This is a genomic window from Lysinibacillus sp. FSL K6-3209 (genome assembly GCF_037976175.1).
In the GTDB taxonomy this organism is placed as follows: Bacteria; Bacillota; Bacilli; order Bacillales_A; family Planococcaceae; genus Lysinibacillus; species Lysinibacillus sphaericus_D.
Map to the genome: position 1 here is coordinate 1,094,152 of NZ_CP150264.1, position 22,254 is coordinate 1,116,405.

The window sequence follows — 22,254 nt, forward strand, 5'->3', positions numbered from 1 at the left end:
TACTAAAGCGACAAATTAATTTAGATGGCCACAATTGTTTTACCATTTGAATTTGTTGGTAATAGTAATGAGAGAAGGTTACGAATAATTCATTGGTGGTGAATCTTTCATGTTAGTTTCGTCCCAAGAAGCACTTGAACAGTTTATGCTTTACATCCAGGTAGAAAAAAACTTCTCTGTTCATACTGTGCGAGAATATGAATCAGACCTACTAGATTTTTTAGCGTTTTTACAGGCAGAGGGCGTTAATGATTTAGCTAGTGTTGAGTATATACATGCACGTCTATATGTAACGAAGTTGTACGATGAAAAGAAAGCAAGAACTTCTGTATCAAGGAAGATTTCATCAATCCGCTCCTTTTTTCGCTTTCTAAATAAACAGCACGGCTTGGATGATGGCGCTTTTCGATCGCTCTATCATCCGAAAAAAGAATCACGTTTACCAAGCTTTTTCTACGAACAAGAATTGATGCAGCTTTTTGATGCGAATGTAGGCGATGATTTGAAATCGTTGCGCAATATGGCGATTTTAGAGTTATTATATGCAACGGGCATTCGTGTGAGTGAGCTTACATCCATTATGGTAGGGGATATAGATTTCCGTTATTCTATTGTTCGGGTAATGGGTAAAGGAAGAAAAGAACGTATTATACCATTTGGTCAATTTGCGAGTGTGGCTATACAGCACTACATAGAGCAGGCTCGTCCACGTTTGATGAAACAAACAAGTCATGAGCAATTATTTGTCAACATGCGTGGTGGGGAACTTACACCACGAGGGGTACGTCATATTTTAAATGAAATGATTGACAAGACCTCACTCCATACGAAAATATACCCACATATGCTTCGCCATACTTTTGCTACACATTTACTGAATCATGGCGCGGATTTACGGACGGTGCAGGAGTTACTGGGCCACGCGCATTTAACTTCAACACAGGTTTATACGCATGTAACAAATGAGCATCTTCGTCAAACATATATGAATGCCCATCCAAGGGCATAATAGAGGCTAAGGAGGAAGGCAAATGGGACAAATCCATGCGACTACGATATTTGCGGTACATCACAACGGCGGGTGCGCTATGGCTGGCGATGGTCAAGTGACACTTGGCAATGCGGTTGTCATGAAAGGCACTGCAAGGAAGGTCAGACGTCTGTTTAATGGTCAGGTGTTAGCAGGCTTTGCAGGATCGGTAGCTGATGCATTTACACTTTTTGAAATGTTTGAAGCGAAGTTAAACGAATATAATGGGAATTTACAGCGAGCTGCTGTAGAAGTAGCAAAACAATGGCGCGGTGATAAAATGCTACGCCAATTAGAGGCGATGTTACTTGTGATGGATAAAAGTACACTACTCCTTGTATCTGGAACGGGAGAAGTAATCGAACCGGATGATGGTATTTTAGCGATCGGTTCTGGTGGGAATTATGCATTATCGGCAGGTCGTGCTCTAAAAAAATACGCAGGTGAAACAATGACTGCCCGAGAGATTGCGGAGGCAGCGTTAGAAACTGCCGCTGAAATTTGTGTATTTACAAACCATAATATTATCGTGGAGGCACTTAACTAATGACACCACAAAACTTAACGCCAAGACAAATTACTGAGCATTTGGATCGTTTTATCGTAGGGCAAAATGAGGCGAAAAGAGCGGTAGCTATTGCATTACGAAATCGCTATCGTCGTTCTCTTCTAGCGGATGATATGAAGGCTGAAGTTATTCCAAAAAATATTTTAATGATTGGACCAACTGGAGTTGGGAAAACTGAAATTGCAAGAAGAATTGCAAAGCTAACGAATGCACCGTTCGTAAAGGTTGAAGCAACGAAATTTACCGAAGTGGGCTATGTTGGACGTGATGTGGAGTCTATGGTACGCGATGTTGTAGAGGCTTCTCATCGTTTAGTGAAAGAAGAAATGATGGAGTCTGTGAAGGAGCAAGCGGAAGAGTTGGCAAATGAAGCCATTGTAAAATTACTTGTCCCTTCTTTACGTAAAAAACAGGCTATGCAAAATCCGTTTGAAATGTTATTTGGTGGCAAAGAACAACAAACGCATGATGATACATCTTCTGAAGAAACGGAAGTGCGTTCAAAACGTGCGCAAATCGCAATTGATTTACGCAATGGCAAATTAGAAAATGAGTGGGTTACAGTTGAAGTAACGGAGCAAAGTCCGTCGATTTTTGATGCATTGCAAGGAACAGGAATGGATATGTCTGCAAATAGTGGTATGCAAGATATGTTGTCTAGCTTAATGCCTAAAAAACAGAAAAAACGCAGAGTGCAAGTAAAAGATGCACGTCGTATTTTAACTATAGAGGAAGCAAATAAGCTGATTGACGCAGATGAAGTGTCACAAGAAGCGATTGCTAGAGCAGAACAATCTGGGATTATATTTATTGATGAAATTGATAAAATCGCAAGCAAAGATACGAACTCTTCTGCTAGTGTTTCACGCGAGGGTGTTCAGCGCGACATTTTGCCGATTGTCGAAGGTTCTACTGTGACGACAAAGTATGGGGCGGTCAAAACAGACTACATGCTTTTCATTGCAGCAGGTGCTTTCCATATGTCAAAGCCATCCGATTTAATTCCAGAATTACAAGGGCGATTCCCTATCCGTGTTGAATTAGAAAAATTAACGAAGCAAGATTTTGTTCGTATTTTAAAGGAACCAGATCAATCACTTATTTTGCAATATAAAGCATTGTTAGAAACAGAAGGTGTAGCAATTGATTTTGCAGAAAATGCAATTGAACGAATTGCAGAAATTGCTACAGAGGTTAACCAAGAAACCGATAATATTGGTGCACGTCGTTTGCATACCATTTTAGAACGTTTGTTAGAAGAATTATCGTTTGAAGCGTCTGAAATTGCACCGGCGCAAATCGAAATAACTGCTGCTTATGTTGATCAAAAGCTAGCAGGTATTGTAAAAAACAAAGATTTGTCACAGTTTATACTGTAGGCAAGGCTTGTTAGTATCATTCAATTGTAAAAAACTTTAGAATATTAACTAAATACGGTATGGATTATTTATAGGAGGAACACATAATGAACTTATTAGAAAAAACACGTAAAATTAACTCGATGCTCCAAGCATCTGCAGGTAAGCCAGTAAACTTTAAAGAAATGGCCGACACACTAGGTGATATTATTGACAGCAATGTTTATATTGTCAGCCGTAAAGGGAAGCTTCTAGGTATTTCAATTCACCAACAAATTGAAAATGAGCGTATGAAAAAAATGTTCGAAGAGCGTCAATTCCCAGAAGAATATACACATAGCTTATTTACAATTTCAGAAACATCTTCAAACTTAGATATAAACAATGAACATACTGCGTTCCCTGTAGAAAATAAAGATTTATTCCAAAGCGCTTTAACAACAATCGTTCCAATCGTTGGTGGTGGTGAACGTTTAGGTACTTTAATTTTAGCGCGTTTATCCGCTCAATTTGAAGATGATGATTTAATTTTAGCTGAATACGGTGCAACAGTAGTTGGTATGGAAATTTTACGTGAGAAATCAGAAGAGATTGAAGAAGAAGCACGTAGCAAAGCTGTTGTACAAATGGCGATTAACTCACTTTCATATAGTGAATTAGAAGCGATTGAACATATTTTTGAAGAGCTAGACGGTAACGAAGGTTTATTAGTTGCTTCAAAAATTGCTGACCGCGTAGGTATTACACGTTCAGTAATCGTCAATGCATTACGTAAACTAGAATCTGCGGGTGTCATTGAATCACGCTCTCTAGGTATGAAGGGAACTTACATTAAAGTATTAAACGATAAGTTCTTAAATGCGCTAGCTGAAATTAAAATGAAATAATTAAAAAAGCTCCCTCGAAATCATTTGAGGGAGCTTTTTCACTGTAACTAAGTGTTGTTTTAGTTATCTCAACTATAGATTGTTAATTTGTTAAGCCTTACTTAGCTTTTCTTTACGTGCAAGTGGTATGTCACCAAATGGTATATGTGTCATTTTTGTGAATGGGTCCAATCTTGTATTTCTAATAGGGAAAAATATGGTAGGGCTTTTTTAGTAGAGAAATTTAAAATCCATCTTTTGTAAGTATTGTAACTGCATCCTATGGTCTGTTTATTGTGGAAATGGGGAGTTGTTTTTACTAAAACGAAGGTACAATTCAAATTCGTTAAGCAAAGAATTAATGCTTATCCGAGAATAATGTGCTTATTTGGAAGGAATCTAATCTTTACATTTAGAGAATTTTTCAGGGAAGCGCCTGAAAAGTAATCAGTTCGCTGAAAGTACATCTGTACATAAGATAGTCATTTAAGTAGCCTTTTTTTGTCGATACGTGAAAAATTTCATAATTACAATTCTAGAAGGTTACTTATATAATCATATTAAATATAGTAAAAAGGGACTTTTTTTTACCGAAAAATCACAATTTGTAATTTTTATCCAACCCTATCTAGTAATAAACAGGGAGATAATTGATACTAATACAGTAAACACTGTCGAAATAGTGTAAAATAACTAGAAATAAGACGAAACGCATCGATGCTTAGTGCCCCAAGGGATGGGGCATATTTGTCCTGGTTAAACTTCTAAAAAAATAGGGCGTATCTACTATTAAAAAATGACAAAAGACAATAGACACTACGTATCATCTTAATTACAATTGTATTATTGGATAAAATAAGAAGTACATAGATTGAATTAAAATGAGGTGAATGGTTTTGAACTTATTTGGAGGAACTATTAGTAGCCTGGAAAACGGACTTTCCTATGCAACTTTGAATCATAAAACAATCGCAAATAACATTGCGAATGTCGATACACCAAATTATAAGGCGAAAAGTGTAAGTTTTAAGGATATGTTGGAGAATGAGAAACAAACATCTATTTCGGCATATCGCACAGATATTAGACATTATGATTTCGAAATAAAACAATCGACACCAGGTGTTCATAATATTGCTGGCTTACGATATCGAAATAACGGAAATGCTGTAGATATGGATGCTGAACAAACGAAATTAGCAGAAAATCAAATCTACTACAATGCTTTAATCGACCGTGTAAATGGTAAGTTAAATACACTCAATACAGTTATTAAAGGAGGTAAGTAATAAATGTCTATTTTTCATGGAATGAATACCACTGCCTCTGCTTTAACAGCACAAAGGTTGCGCATGGATGTTATTTCTTCCAATATGGCAAACATGGATACTACCCGTGCTAAGCAAGTAAATGGGGAATGGGAGCCTTACCGACGGAAGTCTGTCACTTTTTCCGCGCAAGAAGGGCAATTTTCAAAGTTTCTTAATGTAGCAATCGGAAAAAATGCTAAAGGTGGCGTGGGGAATGGTGTGAAAGTATCACGAATTAAGGAAGATACAGAAACACCTTTCAAATTAGTGTATGATCCGACACATCCAGATGCTAATGCAGAAGGCTATGTCAACATGCCAAATGTTGACCCGTTAAAAGAAATGGTAGATTTAATGTCTGCTACGCGTTCTTACGAGGCGAACATTACGGTTTTAAATGCAAATAAGTCAATGCTGACAAAGGCGTTGGAGATTGGTAAATAAACATAAAGAAAGGATGGATACATAATGGCAATTTCGTCCGTTTCACTAATGACACCTACTCAGGTTGTAAATGAAACAAATAAACTAAATACGACACCTTACGAAGCGCAACAAAGCTTTGCGAATTCGTTAAAAGAGGCAATAGCGAAAGTGAATGATCAGCAAATCACTTCTGATAATTTAACACAAAAGCTAATAACTGGTGGAGATGTGGAGTTGCACGAAGTAATGATTGCATCTCAAAAGGCGAGCATTACATTAAACGCAACACTTGAAGTTCGCAATAAGGTGATTGAAGCTTACCAAGAAATAATGCGAATGAGTGTCTAATTTAATTGCGTTGGTGAAGAAAAGACACCAATCCAATTAATTAGGCTTCTCATGGAACTAAATATTTTATATTCATACTTCCATGAGATTCCACTGTTATCGCGAATTATTGATTGCTAGGTTATTCACTATAACCGGAGGATTCATAATGAATGAACGATTGACGAAAATAAAAACCGACACCAGCCAATTTTGGAAAAGTCGGAGTAAAACACAAAAAATAGTAATGCTTAGTTCTGTAGTAGGTGTGATAGCACTTGCAGCTATCATTACGTTTTTTGCAACAAAAACTACATATGTTCCGCTCTATAAAGATTTATCCACAAGAGAAATCGGGCAAGTAAAAGAAGCTTTGGATTCTCAAGGTGTAAAATATGAAATTGCCCCAGGAGGCACATCTATATTAGTGCCCCAAGAACAGGTAGATTCATTATTGGTGCAACTAGCATCAGAAGGATATCCACAGACTGGAACAATTGATTACTCTTTTGCTAATAGTTCTGGCTTCGGTATGACGGACAATGAATTCAATTTATTGAAAAAAGCTGCAACTGAAACAGAAATCGCTAAGCTAATCAAAAATCTAGAGGGCGTAAAAGATGCAAAAGTGATGATTACTCTTCCTGAAGAAGGAGTTTTCATACAGGATGTAAAAGAAGATGCAACTGCATCCATTGTATTGAACACAGATCCTGGCTATAAGTTTACAGAACAACAAATTGCAACAATGTACAACTTAGTTTCAAAAAGTATTCCGAATTTAAAAACAGATAACATTGTAATCTCGAATCAATTCTCAGAGTACTTTGATTTAAACGCTGCAACAACAGATGGTACATCGACAACGACAGCTGAAGGTCAATTACAAATGAAGAAATTGGTTGAACGTGACTTACAACGTCAAGTGCAAAATATGCTAGGGACACTGATGGGACAAGATAAAGTAATTGTTTCGGTTACAACAGACATTGACTTTAAAAAGGAAAATCGTGAAGAAAACTTAGTAACACCAGTTGATGAAGAGAATATGGCAGGGATTGCGATTAGTGCCCAACGTATTTCAGAGCAATATTCTGGTACTGGTAATGCAGCAATGGGTACACCTGAAGCTGAAACAACAACAGATAATTTCACAACATACAATGAGGGTGCAACAGGAAATGGTGATTACGAACGTACGGAAGAAACGATCAATAATGACGTCAACCGTATTCGTAAAGATATTCAAGAAGCACCATATAAAATTCAAGACATTGGCATCCAAGTAATTGTGGAGCCACCAACAGCTACAGACGCAGCATCACTACCTGATGGTGTACAACAAGACATTGAGAAAATTTTAAGTACTATTGTTCGTACGACAATTTCAAAGGATGTAGCAGCGGAACTTACTCAAGAGCAAATTGATGAAAAAGTGGCTGTTTCTGTCCAAGCGTTAAATGGTAAGGTAGCTGATACTGCTGATGAAACACCTGTTATCCCATGGTGGGTTTGGGTAGTTGGAGGTATTTTACTAGCTGTTATTCTATTACTTGCATTCTTTATTATCCGTTCACGTAAACGTGCGAAGGAAGAAGAAGAGTTAAGTATCCTAGAAGAACAAGAAGAATTGATGATTGATGATATTAATGAAGAAATTGAAACGGAAGCTACAATGCGTCGTAAGCAACTTGAAAAAATGGCGAAAGAAAAGCCTGATGATTTTGCAAAGTTACTGCGTAGTTGGATTGCGGAAGACTAACTAGGAGGTTCTGCTGTGTCCAAGAAAGATAAGGAATTAACCGGAAAACAAAAGGCCGCACTCTTGTTAATTTCACTAGGGCCTGAGGTTTCAGCTTCTGTCTATAAACATTTAACTGAGGAAGAAATTGAACGTTTAACGTTAGAAATTTCAAGTGTTAAAAAAGTAGAAGCAAATGTAAAAGAAGAAATTATTGAAGAATTCCACAATATTGCACTTGCGCAAGATTATATTACACAAGGCGGTATTGGCTACGCGAAGACGGTATTAGAGAAAGCACTAGGTATTGAACAAGCTCAAACAATCATTAATCGTTTGACTTCTTCCTTACAAGTGCGCCCATTCGACTTTGCACGTAGAGCAGATCCTGCACAAATTTTTAACTTTATTCAAAATGAACATCCACAAACAATTGCCCTTATTCTTTCTTATTTAGAAGCAGGACAGGCGGGTGTTATTTTATCTTCATTACCACAAGAAGTACAAGCTGATATAGCTAAGCGTATCGCAATGATGGAGTCAACTTCACCAGAAGTAATTAGTGAAATCGAGTCTGTCTTAGAACGTAAACTATCTTCAACTGTGACGCAAGACTACACAGAAACAGGTGGTATAGATGCAGTCGTTGAAGTATTAAATGGTGTAGACCGACAAACGGAAAAAACGATTCTCGATGCACTCGAAATTCAAGACCCAGAGCTTGCAGAAGAAATCAAAAAACGCATGTTTGTATTCGAAGATATCGTTACGCTTGACAACCGTTCGATTCAGCGTGTTATCCGTGATTGTGAAAACGAAGATTTACTCCTTTCAATGAAAGTGTCAAGCGAAGAAGTAAAAGATATTATCTTCCGAAATATGTCACAACGAATGGCAGATACTTTCAAAGAAGAAATGGAAATTATGGGGCCAGTTCGTTTGCGTGACGTAGAAGAAGCTCAATCGCGAATTGTTGCTGTTATTCGTCGCTTAGAGGATGCTGGTGAGATTATTATTGCACGTGGTGGAGGAGATGACGTCATTGTCTAGAATCATCCGTTCTGTATACACACAGTCCAATGGCGATAATGTAAAGAAGATACAAATTCGTGATATGTTTGATATACCCGAAATGGAAACAGATGAAACATCTCATCATCAAATGACCATGGAAGATGTATTTGCCGAACGTGATCGCTTACTTGCAGAGGCTCGAGCTGAAATTCAAGCGGCACGACAAGCCTTTGAACAAGAGAAGCAAATGCACTTCCAAGAAATTGAGCATATGAAACAAAGCTGGGAAGAAGAACGCCCAAATCGTGTACAAGAAGCGTATGATGAAGGGTATGGTCAAGGCTATGAGGATGGTACAAACAGAGCCACAGAAGCAATGGCGCAATCCCTTCAAACAGCGAATGAAATCATTGCACAAGCTGGGGAAAATGCAAAAAAATATATCCAAGATCAAGAAGCAATTATTTTGGAACTAGGCTTAACTGCTGCAGAACGTATTATAGGGACTTCATTAGAGCAAAACAATGAACTATATCTATCCATTGTTCATAGAGGTCTTAAAGAAGCGAGAGAAATGAAAGAAATTAAAATCTACGTTTCTCCTACATATTATGGCTTAATTACATCTAATCGTGATGAATTGGCAGAAATGTTCCCGACGGACGTACCATTTATGATTTTTGTTAATGAGGATTTTGCAAACGAAACAGATTGCTATATCGAAACAAATCATGGTCGGATAGTTGTCAGTATTGACGAGCAATTAAATGAATTAAGAATCAAGCTACTTGAAATATTAGAAAGTAAGGAATGATCGACATGAAAACGGCTCAATTAATCGAACATATTCCAAATATACCGACTTTCAAAAAGTTTGGTAGAGTAACGAGAGTTGTCGGCTTAATGATTGAGTCGCAAGGTCCCGATAGTTCCATCGGTGATGTGTGTAAAATTCATGTTGAAACGTCGAAGAACGGTCATCAAATCATTTTAGCAGAGGTTGTTGGCTTCAAAGATGAAATTGTTGTTTTGATGCCTTATACCTCGCTTCGAGAAATATCGATTGGTTGCTTAGTAGAAGGAACAGGGGCACCGCTTGAAATTAAAGTTGGACCAGAGTTAATTGGCAAAGTTCTAGATTCAATGGGGAATCCTATTGATGGCACTTTGTTACCGAAAGGATTAATGTCTGTACCGACTGAACAAGACCCACCCAATCCCCTTACTCGTCCGCCTATTAACGAAAGACTTGAGGTTGGAGTAAAAGCAATTGATGGAATGTTAACTGTCGGCAACGGACAACGTGTAGGTATCTTCGCCGGCTCTGGGGTAGGTAAAAGTACATTACTAGGTATGATTGCGCGCAATACACAAGCTGATTTAAATGTCATTGCGTTAGTTGGAGAGCGTGGCCGTGAGGTGCGCGAATTTATTGAAAGAGATTTAGGATCTGAAGGGTTAAGCCGTTCAATCGTTGTGGCAGCTACGTCAGATCAACCTGCGCTAATGCGTATTAAAGGAGCATTTACTGCAACGGCCATTGCAGAGTACTTTAGAAATCGTGGCTTAAATGTCATGTTGATGATGGACTCCGTGACGCGTGTTGCAATGGCACAGCGGGAAATAGGGCTTGCAACAGGTGAACCCCCTGCTCAAAAAGGCTATACGCCATCTGTATTTGCGATTTTACCAAAATTATTAGAGCGCACTGGGACAAATGAAAAAGGTTCGATTACTGCCTTTTACACAGTATTAGTTGACGGTGATGATATGAACGAGCCTATTGCTGATACTGTGCGAGGTATTTTAGACGGACATATTGTACTTGACCGAAACCTCGCTAATAAGGGCCAATATCCTGCTATTAATGTGCTGAAAAGTGTCAGTCGTTTAATGAATCATGTGGCAGAGCCAGCGCATAAAAAAGCGGCCGAGCGTTTACGTGAGCTTTATTATACATATGACAAATCAGAGGACTTAATTAATATCGGTGCATATAAGCGTGGGACATCCAAAGAGATTGATGAGGCCATTCATTATGAACCGCTCATTACGGCTTATTTAAAGCAAGGGTATTTAGATAAGGTGACGCTTGAGGAAAGTATGAATGAGTTGATTACATTATCGAACGGTGGTGGCAAGTAGGTTGGTAAGTTATATGTATCGTTTTGAAAAAGTGCTAACCATTCGAGAACAAGAAAAAAATGAAACTGAAATTGCCTATAAAGAATCTGTTCGTTCTTTTGAAGAGGTTGCAACAAAGTTGTATGACTTGCTGAAAAAGAAAGAGAATTTAATAGAATTTCAGCAAGAACGTTTAGTTGTAGGATCATCAATAGAGGAAATTCATCACTATGCTCGTTTTATTGATAGCCTTGAAAAGACTATTGCCGACGTGCAACAAAAAGTTGTACAGGCACGTTCTAAAATGAATTGGTACGAAGAAAAACTATTAGAAAAAAACTTGGAAGTACGTAAATTTGAAAAAATGCGTGAAAAAGATTATAAGTCTTTTCAACAAGAACAAGATCGCATTGAGAGCATATTTTTAGATGAAATTTCTTCACTTACGTATTTCAAGAAAGAAATCAGGTGATTTCATGGCGAAAAAAGAAAACCGTATTAAAACTGAATTAGAAGTACAACAGCCACCACGTAAATCAGGAGGTTTCCAAAAGTTTTTTATATGGATATTAATACCTGTTATGTTCGTAGTAGCGGTGTTACTTGTTGTAGCAACGTTAATGAATACGAACGTCTTTGATTTAGGAAAAAAAGCAGTAAGTAGCTTACCTTTTGTTGAATCAGAGGCACAGCAAGCGAAAGATGCTGTTGTAATTGATGATTCCAAAGTTGTAAGTTTACAGGCAGAATTACAAGAAAAAGAAGCCGAAATAGCTCAATTGCAAAAAAAATTAGATGACACGACAACTGAGAAAGAAAAATTGTTGACGGAACAAGAGAAATTACAGTTTGAAATAGAAAAATTAAATCGAGAACAAGATGATGTGAAACGTGATTTCAATGATATTTTGTCTACTTTTGATAAGATGTCACCTAAAGCAGCAGCACCGGTGCTTATAAAAATGAGCGATGCACAGGCGTTGCGCATTTTATCAAGCTTAAAACCGGATAAGTTAGCAGCTATTCTAGAAAAAATGGAACCACAAGATGCTGCGAAATATACTGAACTGATGGCTAAACAATAAAAAAACAATTGAAAAGGAGGTGAAAAAACATGAATATTGCAATGTTGAATATGACGGCTTCTAAAGTAAATACTGCTTCGCCGAAAGCTGTGTCAGCTAGTAATGCTGAAGTAAAAACAAATGCAGGGACAGCTCAAGATAAAGTATCAAGATTTGGTTCTGTATTTGGACAAGTAGTAGCTTCAACGAACCAGCAAAATAACATATCACAGAGCAGTGAAACACAAGACAACGATAAGCTAGCTGAACTAGAGGAATTATTAAATACTCAATCTATCGAGGAATTGTTAGATTTGTTAGAAATCCCGCATGACGAAGGCTTGTTAATGCTTCAAATAGGGGAAGATGGCAAAGCAGTAGCTATGGATGAGATGTTGAATTTAGACAATTTAATGGCTGCATTGAATGTAGATAAAGAGCAACTTCAGAAATTGGTTCAACAACTTCTAGGGGAAGAACAGCAAGCGAGCGATGTATGGGAGCTACTCACTTTAGTAGACGCTCAAGCACCTGTGTTACAGACACAGTTGGTAGCTGCTTTACAAGGGGAAGGACAAGTAACGCCCGAAGAGGCTACAACCCTACTTCAAGTATTAAAACTAACACAATTGGTTGGACAAAAAACAGATTTAACAATGTCTCAAGAAAATAGCTTGTCAAACGTTCAACAATTTTTAACAACGTTGCAAACGCAAATTGAAACGATTCAAACTGCACAACAAGTTACCACAAAAACAACCGTTACATTGCCGTTGCAAGGTTTCCAACAAGTCATTCAGCAAGTACAAGTGACGAAACAAAGCGATACAAATGCTAGTGAAATGGTGACAGCAAATACAGTACAAACAAAAGCAGATACATTCCAAGTAACTTTGCCAACAGCTAAGCCAGCTCAATCGGAAGCATTACTGAAAGAAATGCAGGCAATCATCAATAAAGCTCAAATTTCTAATGCGCAAGGAATTACACGTTTAACATTAAAATTATATCCTGAAAATCTTGGTACAATTCGAATCGAGCTTGTCCAAAATGACGGTGTTTTAACTGCTCGTCTACTAGCATCTACTGCGCACGGGCGTGAACTGCTTGACAGTCAAGCACATCAGTTAAAGCAAGCGTTTGTTCAGCAAAATATCCAAGTGGAGCGACTCGATATTGCACAGTCGTTGCAGGATGCTGATAGACAACAGCGAGATCAACACTTCTTTAACAACTTCTTTAAGCGACAACAGCAAGAAGAACAAGAGCAACAAAATGAGGATAACGAAGAGAGTATGTCCTTCCATGATTATTTAGAAATTGAGGAGGTGTAAACAGTGGCTGAAACGAAAATTACAAATGATCTTTACTATTCAAACTATAGTGCACCAACTAAACAAACGGGTAGTAGTGAGCTCGGTAAAGATGCATTTTTAAAGTTATTAATTACACAATTACAGCATCAAGATCCAACAAATCCTATGGATGACCGAGAATTTATTGCTCAAATGGCGCAGTTCTCATCTTTAGAGCAAATGCAAAATATGACAAAGGCGATGGAATCATTACTGATGTCTCAACAACAATCACAGCTTATGAACTATACATCATTTGTTGGGAAAGAAGTAAAATGGCATGAAATCACAGAAGAAGTGGATGAAGATAAAAAGCCGATTGTAAAAGAAGGTTCTGGCGTTATCCAATCTTTAAAATTTGTTGATGGGGAAGCCGTGTTTGTATTAGCAGATGGTAAGGAAATCTATCCTGGAAACATCTCTGCTATTCTTGGTAATAAAGAAACGAGCACAGGTGAAAACAATACATCAACTGAATCACCGCTTGTGCAAGCGAGTATGCTAATCGGCAAAAATGTTACGTACAAAGACGGGGAACAAGATGCACAAGGTAGAATCACTTCTGTATCTAATAAAGATGGCATTATTTATTACGAATTAGCAAATGGCAAAAAACTAGCAGGGAAAGAATTTACAGTAATAAGCGAATAAAGGTGGTGGAGAAAGATGGATAAATTTTCAATTCATCGTGTCCCATTGTATCCAACTATTCGCCAAAAGCAACCTACACCTACCAATACACAGCAATCGTTTAGTGCGCATTTACATGAGGCGACGAATCAACAGGAGCTAAAAGTCAGTAAGCATGCTCATGAACGCATTAAAGAGCGTAATATCGCGATTACTGAACAGGAATGGCAGGTTGTATCTGACAAGGTATTTGAGGCACAATCCAAAGGTGTCAAACAACCATTAGTCTTGATGGATCAAGCAGCTTTAATTGTCAGTGCTAAAAATGCTACTGTTATTACAGCAATGGATCGCACGGAAGCAAAGCAACAACTGTTTACTAATATTGATGGCACAATCGTGCTTTAAGGCTGGACCTTCTTTAGTAAGGAAGCCTATGTGTTGCTGACTGACAGAGGCGCACAATTCAAAAAATGAAGGGAGAACGACAACTTATGTTACGTTCTATGTATTCAGGTATTTCAGGTCTTAAAAACTTCCAAACAAAGCTAGATGTTATTGGCAATAATATTGCCAATGTAAACACGTATGGATTTAAAAAAGGTCGCGTGATTTTCAAAGACATCCTATCTCAAACAAGCGGAGGTGCTTCAGCTGCAACGCCTACTCGTGGTGGTACAAACCCTTTACAAGTAGGGCTTGGTTCAACACTTGCAGCAATTGATACAGTTCACGGTTCTGGCTCACGTCAAACGACAGACCGCCCATTGGATCTTGCCATTCAAGGTGAAGGCTTCTTTATGGTAGCTGACTCTGTGTCAAATACGGATGGTGTGGCAGAAAACTATACAAACGTTGTTTATACACGTGCAGGTAACTTCTACATGGATAATGCAGGTTATTTAGTGAATGCAGAAGGGAAATATTTAGTGGGTCATGCCAATGATACATTGTATGAAACTGACTCAACTGAAAGTAATGCAGAAGCAGATAAAGAAGCCAGCCCGCTTAATGGGATAACGGAGGATTTACTTGGAGAAAACGATACATTTACTTTTGACGGTAATAACCCAATTAAAATCCCAACAACTGCTAAATCTATAAGCATCGGTCCAGATGGAACGGTTGAATATGTGGATGCAAATGGATATAGACAATATGCAGGTCAAATTGTTATGGTTAAATTCCCTAATGCAGGTGGTCTTGAAAAAGTAGGTAGTAACTACTTCCAAGCAACTGCTAACTCTGGAGCACCTTATGGACAAATTGCTACAGTAGCAGGTATGGGGTCAATTACGGCAGGTGCACTTGAAATGTCCAACGTAGACTTATCTGAAGAATTTACTGAAATGATTGTAGCGCAACGTGGCTTCCAAGCGAATACGCGTATTATTACTACATCGGATGAGGTTCTTCAAGAATTAGTTAACTTAAAACGATAGTTTAGAAATTAGTTACTTCTAGTTTCGAAAGCTGCTATCTCATAGTTTTTAAGCCTTCAAGTATGCAATAGCCAAATAGATGCTAGTAATTTAGCAGACCTTTGGATGATGGAACAAGAGGCTATGCGTAGATGGCGTTCGAGCTATAAAACATAATTTTCAATATGAGGGAGGGTCGGGCCGGCTCTTGCGCTAGACCGGCCCTATTTCAATGATTGAACTAACACGACTAAATGGCAAAGCATTTACACTGAATGCTTTATACATAGAAACAGTCGAATCTTTCCCAGATACGACTATTACTTTAACAACAGGAACAAAAATTATAGTGTTACAGAGTGAAGATGAGGTGCGACAAAAGGCAGCAGCTTTTTATAACAATATACAAGTACTATCAAACCCGCATCTACGAGGTGAAGAAGATGAAGAATAATAAAGTGTTAACGATGATTATCATCGTACTAGTGGCAATTATACTTATTGGCGTTATTGCGTTTGTATTATTTACTCAATTCAATAAGCCGGCAGCATCACTTGAACCATCAATAGACGATATTGTAGAAGCCTCTGTTGATGTTCCTGAAATTATGACCAATCTTGCTGATAAAAGGGTTGTGCGCATGACGCTAAAAATCCAAACTTCTAGCAAGGACGCTGCAGAAGAGTTAAAGAAGCGTGATTTCCAAACGAATAATTTAATTATTCAAGAGCTTTCAGAAATGGAACAAAAAGATTTAGATGGCAAGCAAGGTAAAATAATGTTTGAAAAGGCAATAAAAACACAGTTAAATGAATTGATGCAAGAGGGAGAAATTCAACAAGTATATATTACCTCCTACATCTTTCAATAAAAATTAGAAACTGCTTGAAATGGAGGTGGGCAAATGGCAGGAGATGTGTTATCCCAATCTGAGATAGATGCGCTACTATCCGCAATCTCGACCGGAGAAATGTCAGCGGATGACATTAAAAAAGAGGACGAGGGACGAAAGGTTAAAGTTTATGACTTTAAGCGAGCATTGCGCTTCTCAAAAGATCAAATCCGAAGTTTGACCCGAATACATGAGAATTTTGCACGACTACTGACTACCTTCTTTTCTGCACAGTTAAGAAGCTATGTACAAATTACAGTAGCATCAGTAGACCAAATACCCTTTGAAGAGTTTGTTCGTTCAATTCCGAATATGACGCTCATTAATGTGTTTGAAGTGCCACCACTTGATGGTAATATATTGATGGAAATAAACCCGAACATTGCTTATTCGATGTTAGATCGTTTAATGGGTGGTAGTGGAGCAAGTCATAGTAATGTTGATAACTTAACAGAAATTGAAACAAAAATTATGACAAATCTCTTTGAACGCTCATTCGACAATTTACGCGAAGCATGGGAAAATGTTGCTGAAATCGACCCGATTTTAGTAGAGCTTGAGGTAAATCCTCAGTTTTTACAAATGATTTCACCAAATGAAACGGTAGTCGTAATTTCGTTAAATACGATTATTGGTGAGACAAGCGGTATGATTAATATTTGTATTCCGCATGTTGTTTTAGAGCCAATTGTACCAAATCTATCTGTTCGCTATTGGATGCAAACTAATACAAAAGAGATGTCACCAGAGCAAACAAAAATGCTTGAAACACGTGTTAAACAAGCTAAATTGCCTCTTTCTGTTGAGCTAGGCATTAGCGACATCACCATTGAAGACTTCTTAATGATGCAAGTCGGTGATGTCATTCAATTAGAACAAAAAATTGATGATCCACTGCTGCTGAAAGTAGGTACATTGCCTAAATTCACAGTACAACCCGGAAAACAGGGTAAAAAATTAGCAATCCAGATTATCGACCCTTTGAAAGGAGGAGACGAAGATGAGTGATGAAATGCTCTCCCAAGAAGAAATTGAAGCGTTATTAAGGGGCGAAACGTTGGACGATAGAATGAACGACAGCGAAGCTTCTACAAAAGAAGAACAAAATGAGGTAAGAGTAGAGGATTACCTTGATTCGTTTGCTCAAGATGCACTCGGTGAAGTTGGCAATATATCTTTTGGTAGTTCAGCTACTGCTCTTTCTGCGTTATTAGGACAAAAAGTAGACATTACTACCCCTAGTATTTCAATGATTAACCGCAATAAGTTAGAAGAGGAATTTCCTCATCCGTATGTAGCAGTACAGGTAGAATATACGATTGGTTTAACAGGTATGAACTTACTTGTTATTAAACAATCAGATGCTGCCATTATAGCTGATTTAATGTTAGGTGGGGACGGTTTAAACCCTAAGCCTGACCTAGGTGAGATTCAACTAAGTGCAGTACAAGAAGCGATGAATCAAATGATGGGTTCTGCGGCAACATCCATGTCGACAGTATTCAACAAAAAGGTGGATATTTCGCCACCGACAATCGATCTAATGAATATTTCTAAAAATGAAGGTCGAGACAATATTCCAGAGGACGATTTACTAGTAAAAGTTTCATTCCGACTTCGTATTGGTAATTTAATTGATTCGAACTTAATGCAATTATTACCACTTAAGTTTAGTCAAAATATTGTCAAATCATTATTAGGTGAAACAGAGGCGATTGCAGAGCCAGTTGCAGCTACAATTGCACCGGAAGCGCCAATTGCGCCACCACCAGTTCAACATACACCGCCACCAGCACAGCAACCGGCATATCAACAACCCGCTGCACCAGTGCAACAGCCGATGTATCAAGAGCAACCACCAATGTATCAAGAACAACAACAAATTCATACGCAACAAAGACCAGTTCAACCTGTAAATGTTCAGCAAGCACAGTTTGCTAGCTTTGATCCAAATGTAATCTCTCAATCTGAGGCTAGAAATTTAAATATGCTACTTGATATTCCATTGCAAGTTACTGTAGAGTTAGGACGTACGAAACGTTCTGTTAAAGAGATTTTAGAACTAGCTAGTGGATCGATTATAGAATTAGATAAATTAGCAGGGGAACCAGTTGATATTCTAGTAAATAGTCGTCTAATTGCCAAAGGCGAAGTTGTTGTTATTGATGAAAACTTCGGTGTCCGCATTACAGATGTTTTAAGTCAAGCAGAGCGTTTAAATAATTTAAGATAGTTTCAATTGGAGGAGTTAACCATGTCTAAAAGAATTTTGATTGTAGACGATGCTGCATTTATGCGCATGATGATCAAGGATATTTTATCCAAAAACGGATTTGAAGTTGTAGGGGAAGCTGCCGATGGTCTACAGGCTGTTGAAAAATACAACGAATTAAAGCCAGATTTAGTAACAATGGATATTACAATGCCTGAAATGGATGGTATTGCGGCTCTTAAAGCGATTAAAGGTACTGATCCAAGCGCAACAGTAATCATGTGTTCAGCAATGGGACAACAAGCGATGGTAATCGATGCAATTCAAGCTGGCGCGAAAGACTTTATTGTTAAGCCTTTCCAAGCTGATCGTGTAATTGAAGCGATTCAAAAAGCACTAGGATGATTTCATGCAAATGTTAAAATCATTTCGTGTCACGATGATTTTCGCATTTCTTGTAACCTTCCTATTTGTGTACCCACCAACAGTTTCTGTTCATGCAGATACCGATACAAATAGCATTGAGTATTGTATGAAAAAACCAGAGGAATGTAAGGATAATTCAGACCCAGCTGCGAAAGAAGATACAGTTGTTTCAGCAGCTGGAGATGTTTCTGCATGGGAATACATAAAAATGGTTTTGGCGCTTATTTTTGTTGTAGCTTTATTTTATGGGTTGATGAAGTTTTTAAATAAAAGAAATTTAACTTTTCAACGAAATCAAATGGTACAAAATTTAGGCGGTTTATCGTTAGGTGCGCAAAAGTCTGTTCAACTGTTGCAAATAGGTAAAACGATTTATTTAGTAGGTGTCGGTGAAGATGTCCAACTGATACGTGAAATTACCGATCCGCAGGAAGTTGAAGAGTTGTTAGCGCTCTATAACGAAAAACAGGAATTTGCGGCAACATCACCTTATATAGCAGAAGTAATTTCTAAGTTTAAGAGAAAAAATAAACAAAATTCATCAACAAATACACAACAAGATTCGTTTGGTGAACTTTTTGGAAAAAAAATCTCTGAAATTAAACAGGAGCGTAGTGAAGAATTAGAGAGATGGAAGCAAAAGGAGAATGATGATAAATGAATGATATAGTCAATTATTTTTCCAACAGCGACCCAACCAATGTCTCAACTTCTATTAAGCTCCTTTTATTATTAACTGTATTGTCACTTGCCCCGAGCATTTTAATTTTAATGACATCATTTGCGCGGATTGTCATTGTGCTCTCATTTGTGCGTACAGCGTTGGCGACACAACAAATGCCTCCTAATCAGGTTATTGTTGGACTTGCCTTATTTTTAACCTTCTTTATCATGGCTCCTACATTTCAAGAGGTCAATAAAGAGGCATTACAGCCACTATTTGCTGAAGAAATTGGGCTAGAAGAAGCATATGAGAAGGCAAGTGTGCCATTTAAAGAGTTTATGAGTAAGCACACAAGGCAAAAAGATTTAGATTTGTTTTTACAATATAATAAGGCAGAAAAGCCAGCATCTGTAGAGGAAATTCCACTTACTATGCTAGTACCTGCTTTCGCACTTAGCGAAATTAAAACCGCTTTCCAAATTGGTTTTATGATATTTATTCCATTCCTTGTAATCGATATGATTGTTGCAAGTACGTTAATGTCGATGGGGATGATGATGTTACCACCGGTTATGATTTCATTGCCGTTTAAGATTTTATTATTTGTACTCGTCGATGGCTGGTACCTTGTAATGAAATCATTACTACAAAGTTTTTAGGGGATGATACAGTATGACAGGTGAAATGGTTATTTCAATAGCAGAGCGTGCCATTATGATTATCCTTCTAACAAGCGGACCGCTATTATTAGTTGCTTTAATCTCTGGTTTAGCGGTAAGTATATTTCAAGCAACCACTTCGATTCAAGAGCAAACATTAGCATTCGTTCCAAAAATCGTCGCAGTATTAGTGGCCATCGTTTTCTTTGGTCCGTGGATGTTATCACAAGTTACGAGCTATGCGAGAGACATTTTTGAGAATTTAACGCGTTATATAGGGTGAGTACATGAATGAACTAGTCCCTCAAATAACGGTATTCTTATTAGTACTAGTGCGCGTAACAGCTTTTTTTGTTACGGTACCTTTCTTTTCATATAGGACGATTCCGCAGAAAGTACGAATTTCCCTCGCATTCGTTTTAGCTTGGATGATGTATTATACAATAGACGTAGAGCCATTTCTTTTTAATGGTGATTACATACTTTTAGTGATGAAAGAAGCTGTTATTGGATTGTTATTAGGTCTAATAGGCTATATCATCATGTCGGCAATTCAAATTGCCGGAAGCTTTATCGATTTCCAAATGGGATTTGCCATTGCCAATATTATAGACCCACAAACAGGGGCGCAAAGTCCATTAATCGGTCAATTTTTCAATACATTGGCGTTGCTGTTCTTATTGGCGATTGATGGTCATCATATGATTTTAGATGGAATTTTCTATAGTTATCAGTTTTTACCTATAGATCAGGGATTTCCTAATTTCGCACAAGATGATTATATCCAGTTTGTCATGACAACATTTACTGCCGTCTTTGCCATTGCGTTTCAAATGGCAGCACCTGTTGTAGCAACGTTGTTTTTAGTGGATTTAGCACTTGGTATAACGGCAAAAACGGTGCCACAATTAAATATCTTTGTGGTTGGTTTTCCAATTAAAATTGGTGTCAGTTTTTTAGTGCTCTTCACAATGATGGCGGTTATGATACAAGTCATTCAAAAGTTGATTACGATTATGATTTACGGAATGCGCGATTTAATGGCGATATTAGGTGGTGGATAAGATGTTGCTACTACTGGACTTAGACTTACAGTTTTTTGCAGGTGAAAAAACAGAAAAGGCGACACCTAAAAAACGACAAGATGCTAGAAAAAAAGGGCAGGTCGTAAAGAGTCAGGACATATCCAGTGCGATTGTAATGCTCATGGTGTTTATCTTTCTATTATTCTTTGCAGGATCATTGCGAGACGATCTGTTAGCTTTTTTTAGGCAAACATTTATCCATAACGTACGTGTAGAAACACTTACGATTGACAGTGTAATGCATTTATTTACCGAAACATTAGTAGAAATGGCTTATGTCATTGTTCCGATAATGGCAATTGCGTTTGTAGGAGCCTTGGCAGGTAATTTTCTACAATTTGGTTTCTTATTCACATTAGAGCCGATGAAATTTGATTTAAAAAAGATGGATCCAATTAAAGGCTTAAAAAAAATCTTTTCTGTAAAAGCAATTGTTGAACTTATAAAGTCAATCTTAAAGATTTCCTTTATTGGTGGAGTTACAACAATTATCATATGGTCAAATTTACATGAAGTTTTAGCACTATCATTTAAAAGTCCGTGGGTGACCCTTGTTACAGTTGGTAAACTTGTTGGCATTATGGGAATTGCGGCTTCTCTTGTGTTACTGTGTGTATCCTTATTGGACTGGATGTATCAAAAACATGAGTATGAAAAAAATCTGAAAATGTCTAAACAAGATATTAAAGATGAATATAAAAATAGTGAGGGTGACCCGCTGATTAAATCAAAAATCAAGCAACGTCAGCGCGAAATGGCAATGCGTCGAATGATGTCAGAAGTGCCAAATGCTGATGTCGTGATCACTAACCCAACTCACTATGCGATCGCTCTAAAGTATGATGAGGACAGTATGGATGCCCCTCGTGTAGTGGCGAAGGGGACAGACTTTGTTGCTCAAAAAATTAAACTGATTGCGAAAGAACATGATGTCGTAATGGTAGAAAACAGACCATTAGCCAGAGCCATGTATGATCAGGTAGAAATAGGCGATCAGGTACCAGAACAATTTTTCAAAGCAATAGCTGAAGTACTCGCTTATGTTTATCGTATTAAGCGGAAAATTTAAAGCTTTTATGTA

At 37.7% G+C, this 22,254-nt stretch carries 27 protein-coding genes; all 27 read left to right on the top strand.

The window, feature by feature from the left end:
* The first annotated feature begins 109 nt into the window (after positions 1-109).
* The 27 genes from xerC (at position 110) to flhB (ending at position 22,242) form a co-directional block, all read left to right on the top strand.
* On the top strand, positions 110-1,009 hold the full coding sequence (gene xerC, locus MHH88_RS05140; protein ID WP_069510145.1) for a tyrosine recombinase XerC: 900 nt from the start codon (positions 110-112) through the stop codon (positions 1,007-1,009).
* A gap of 22 nt (positions 1,010-1,031) precedes the next feature.
* Positions 1,032-1,577 carry an ATP-dependent protease subunit HslV gene (hslV, locus tag MHH88_RS05145; RefSeq protein WP_024362042.1) on the top strand — a complete coding sequence of 182 codons (546 nt, stop codon included), beginning with the start codon at positions 1,032-1,034 and terminating at the stop codon, positions 1,575-1,577.
* Positions 1,577-2,977 (top strand): ATP-dependent protease ATPase subunit HslU, encoded by a 1,401-nt coding sequence (hslU, locus tag MHH88_RS05150; RefSeq protein WP_069510143.1) that lies wholly within the window; start codon positions 1,577-1,579, stop codon positions 2,975-2,977. The genes hslV and hslU overlap by 1 nt, the downstream gene beginning before the upstream one ends.
* A gap of 86 nt (positions 2,978-3,063) precedes the next feature.
* Positions 3,064-3,843 carry a GTP-sensing pleiotropic transcriptional regulator CodY gene (codY, locus tag MHH88_RS05155; protein WP_024362040.1) on the top strand — a complete coding sequence of 260 codons (780 nt, stop codon included), beginning with the start codon at positions 3,064-3,066 and terminating at the stop codon, positions 3,841-3,843.
* 875 nt (positions 3,844-4,718) lie between these two features.
* Positions 4,719-5,111 carry a flagellar basal body rod protein FlgB gene (gene flgB / locus MHH88_RS05160; RefSeq protein ID WP_069510142.1) on the top strand — a complete coding sequence of 131 codons (393 nt, stop codon included), beginning with the start codon at positions 4,719-4,721 and terminating at the stop codon, positions 5,109-5,111.
* A 3-nt stretch (positions 5,112-5,114) separates the two neighbouring features.
* Complete coding sequence (gene flgC, locus MHH88_RS05165; RefSeq protein ID WP_069510141.1) at positions 5,115-5,576, top strand: flagellar basal body rod protein FlgC; 462 nt, start codon at positions 5,115-5,117, stop codon at positions 5,574-5,576.
* Positions 5,577-5,600: 24 nt separating this feature from the next.
* On the top strand, positions 5,601-5,906 hold the full coding sequence (gene fliE, locus MHH88_RS05170) for a flagellar hook-basal body complex protein FliE (protein ID WP_069510140.1): 306 nt from the start codon (positions 5,601-5,603) through the stop codon (positions 5,904-5,906).
* 148 nt (positions 5,907-6,054) lie between these two features.
* Positions 6,055-7,647 (top strand): flagellar basal-body MS-ring/collar protein FliF, encoded by a 1,593-nt coding sequence (gene fliF, locus MHH88_RS05175; protein ID WP_069510138.1) that lies wholly within the window; start codon positions 6,055-6,057, stop codon positions 7,645-7,647.
* A 15-nt stretch (positions 7,648-7,662) separates the two neighbouring features.
* Positions 7,663-8,676, top strand: coding sequence for a flagellar motor switch protein FliG (fliG, locus tag MHH88_RS05180; protein WP_024362036.1), 1,014 nt, complete (start codon positions 7,663-7,665; stop codon positions 8,674-8,676).
* Entirely contained in the window at positions 8,660-9,454 is a 795-nt protein-coding gene (gene fliH, locus MHH88_RS05185; RefSeq protein ID WP_339261734.1) for a flagellar assembly protein FliH, read from the top strand. Before fliG ends, fliH begins: the two co-directional genes overlap by 17 nt.
* Before the next feature lie 5 nt (positions 9,455-9,459).
* Positions 9,460-10,785, top strand: a complete 1,326-nt coding sequence (fliI, locus tag MHH88_RS05190) for a flagellar protein export ATPase FliI (protein ID WP_069510775.1) — start codon at positions 9,460-9,462, stop codon at positions 10,783-10,785.
* A 1-nt stretch (position 10,786) separates the two neighbouring features.
* A complete protein-coding gene (gene fliJ / locus MHH88_RS05195; RefSeq protein ID WP_081327892.1) occupies positions 10,787-11,236 on the top strand; it encodes a flagellar export protein FliJ in 450 nt (149 codons plus the stop codon).
* A gap of 4 nt (positions 11,237-11,240) precedes the next feature.
* A complete protein-coding gene (locus MHH88_RS05200; protein ID WP_069510136.1) occupies positions 11,241-11,849 on the top strand; it encodes a hypothetical protein in 609 nt (202 codons plus the stop codon).
* Positions 11,850-11,878: 29 nt separating this feature from the next.
* A complete protein-coding gene (locus tag MHH88_RS05205) occupies positions 11,879-13,162 on the top strand; it encodes a flagellar hook-length control protein FliK (RefSeq protein ID WP_339261735.1) in 1,284 nt (427 codons plus the stop codon).
* Between the two features lie 3 nt (positions 13,163-13,165).
* Positions 13,166-13,834 (top strand): flagellar hook assembly protein FlgD, encoded by a 669-nt coding sequence (gene flgD, locus MHH88_RS05210; RefSeq protein WP_339261736.1) that lies wholly within the window; start codon positions 13,166-13,168, stop codon positions 13,832-13,834.
* 15 nt (positions 13,835-13,849) lie between these two features.
* Positions 13,850-14,221, top strand: coding sequence for a TIGR02530 family flagellar biosynthesis protein (locus MHH88_RS05215; RefSeq protein ID WP_339261737.1), 372 nt, complete (start codon positions 13,850-13,852; stop codon positions 14,219-14,221).
* Between the two features lie 86 nt (positions 14,222-14,307).
* Positions 14,308-15,255, top strand: coding sequence for a flagellar basal body rod protein FlgG (flgG, locus tag MHH88_RS05220; protein WP_339261738.1), 948 nt, complete (start codon positions 14,308-14,310; stop codon positions 15,253-15,255).
* Between the two features lie 211 nt (positions 15,256-15,466).
* A complete protein-coding gene (locus MHH88_RS05225) occupies positions 15,467-15,688 on the top strand; it encodes a flagellar FlbD family protein (RefSeq protein ID WP_069510129.1) in 222 nt (73 codons plus the stop codon).
* A complete protein-coding gene (gene fliL, locus MHH88_RS05230; protein ID WP_069510127.1) occupies positions 15,678-16,106 on the top strand; it encodes a flagellar basal body-associated protein FliL in 429 nt (142 codons plus the stop codon). Before MHH88_RS05225 ends, fliL begins: the two co-directional genes overlap by 11 nt.
* A gap of 33 nt (positions 16,107-16,139) precedes the next feature.
* Positions 16,140-17,135, top strand: a complete 996-nt coding sequence (fliM, locus tag MHH88_RS05235) for a flagellar motor switch protein FliM (protein ID WP_069510125.1) — start codon at positions 16,140-16,142, stop codon at positions 17,133-17,135.
* Entirely contained in the window at positions 17,128-18,360 is a 1,233-nt protein-coding gene (gene fliY / locus MHH88_RS05240) for a flagellar motor switch phosphatase FliY (protein WP_069510123.1), read from the top strand. Before fliM ends, fliY begins: the two co-directional genes overlap by 8 nt.
* 21 nt (positions 18,361-18,381) lie before the next feature.
* Entirely contained in the window at positions 18,382-18,744 is a 363-nt protein-coding gene (locus MHH88_RS05245) for a response regulator (protein WP_004269288.1), read from the top strand.
* Between the two features lie 10 nt (positions 18,745-18,754).
* Positions 18,755-19,426, top strand: coding sequence for a flagellar biosynthetic protein FliO (locus tag MHH88_RS05250; protein ID WP_256093138.1), 672 nt, complete (start codon positions 18,755-18,757; stop codon positions 19,424-19,426).
* A complete protein-coding gene (gene fliP / locus MHH88_RS05255) occupies positions 19,423-20,088 on the top strand; it encodes a flagellar type III secretion system pore protein FliP (protein ID WP_024362022.1) in 666 nt (221 codons plus the stop codon). The genes MHH88_RS05250 and fliP overlap by 4 nt, the downstream gene beginning before the upstream one ends.
* Before the next feature lie 13 nt (positions 20,089-20,101).
* Positions 20,102-20,371, top strand: coding sequence for a flagellar biosynthesis protein FliQ (gene fliQ / locus MHH88_RS05260; RefSeq protein ID WP_024362021.1), 270 nt, complete (start codon positions 20,102-20,104; stop codon positions 20,369-20,371).
* Between the two features lie 4 nt (positions 20,372-20,375).
* Positions 20,376-21,152 (top strand): flagellar biosynthetic protein FliR, encoded by a 777-nt coding sequence (gene fliR, locus MHH88_RS05265; RefSeq protein ID WP_024362020.1) that lies wholly within the window; start codon positions 20,376-20,378, stop codon positions 21,150-21,152.
* Position 21,153: 1 nt separating this feature from the next.
* Positions 21,154-22,242 (top strand): flagellar biosynthesis protein FlhB, encoded by a 1,089-nt coding sequence (flhB, locus tag MHH88_RS05270; protein ID WP_069510119.1) that lies wholly within the window; start codon positions 21,154-21,156, stop codon positions 22,240-22,242.
* The last annotated feature ends 12 nt before the right edge of the window (positions 22,243-22,254 follow it).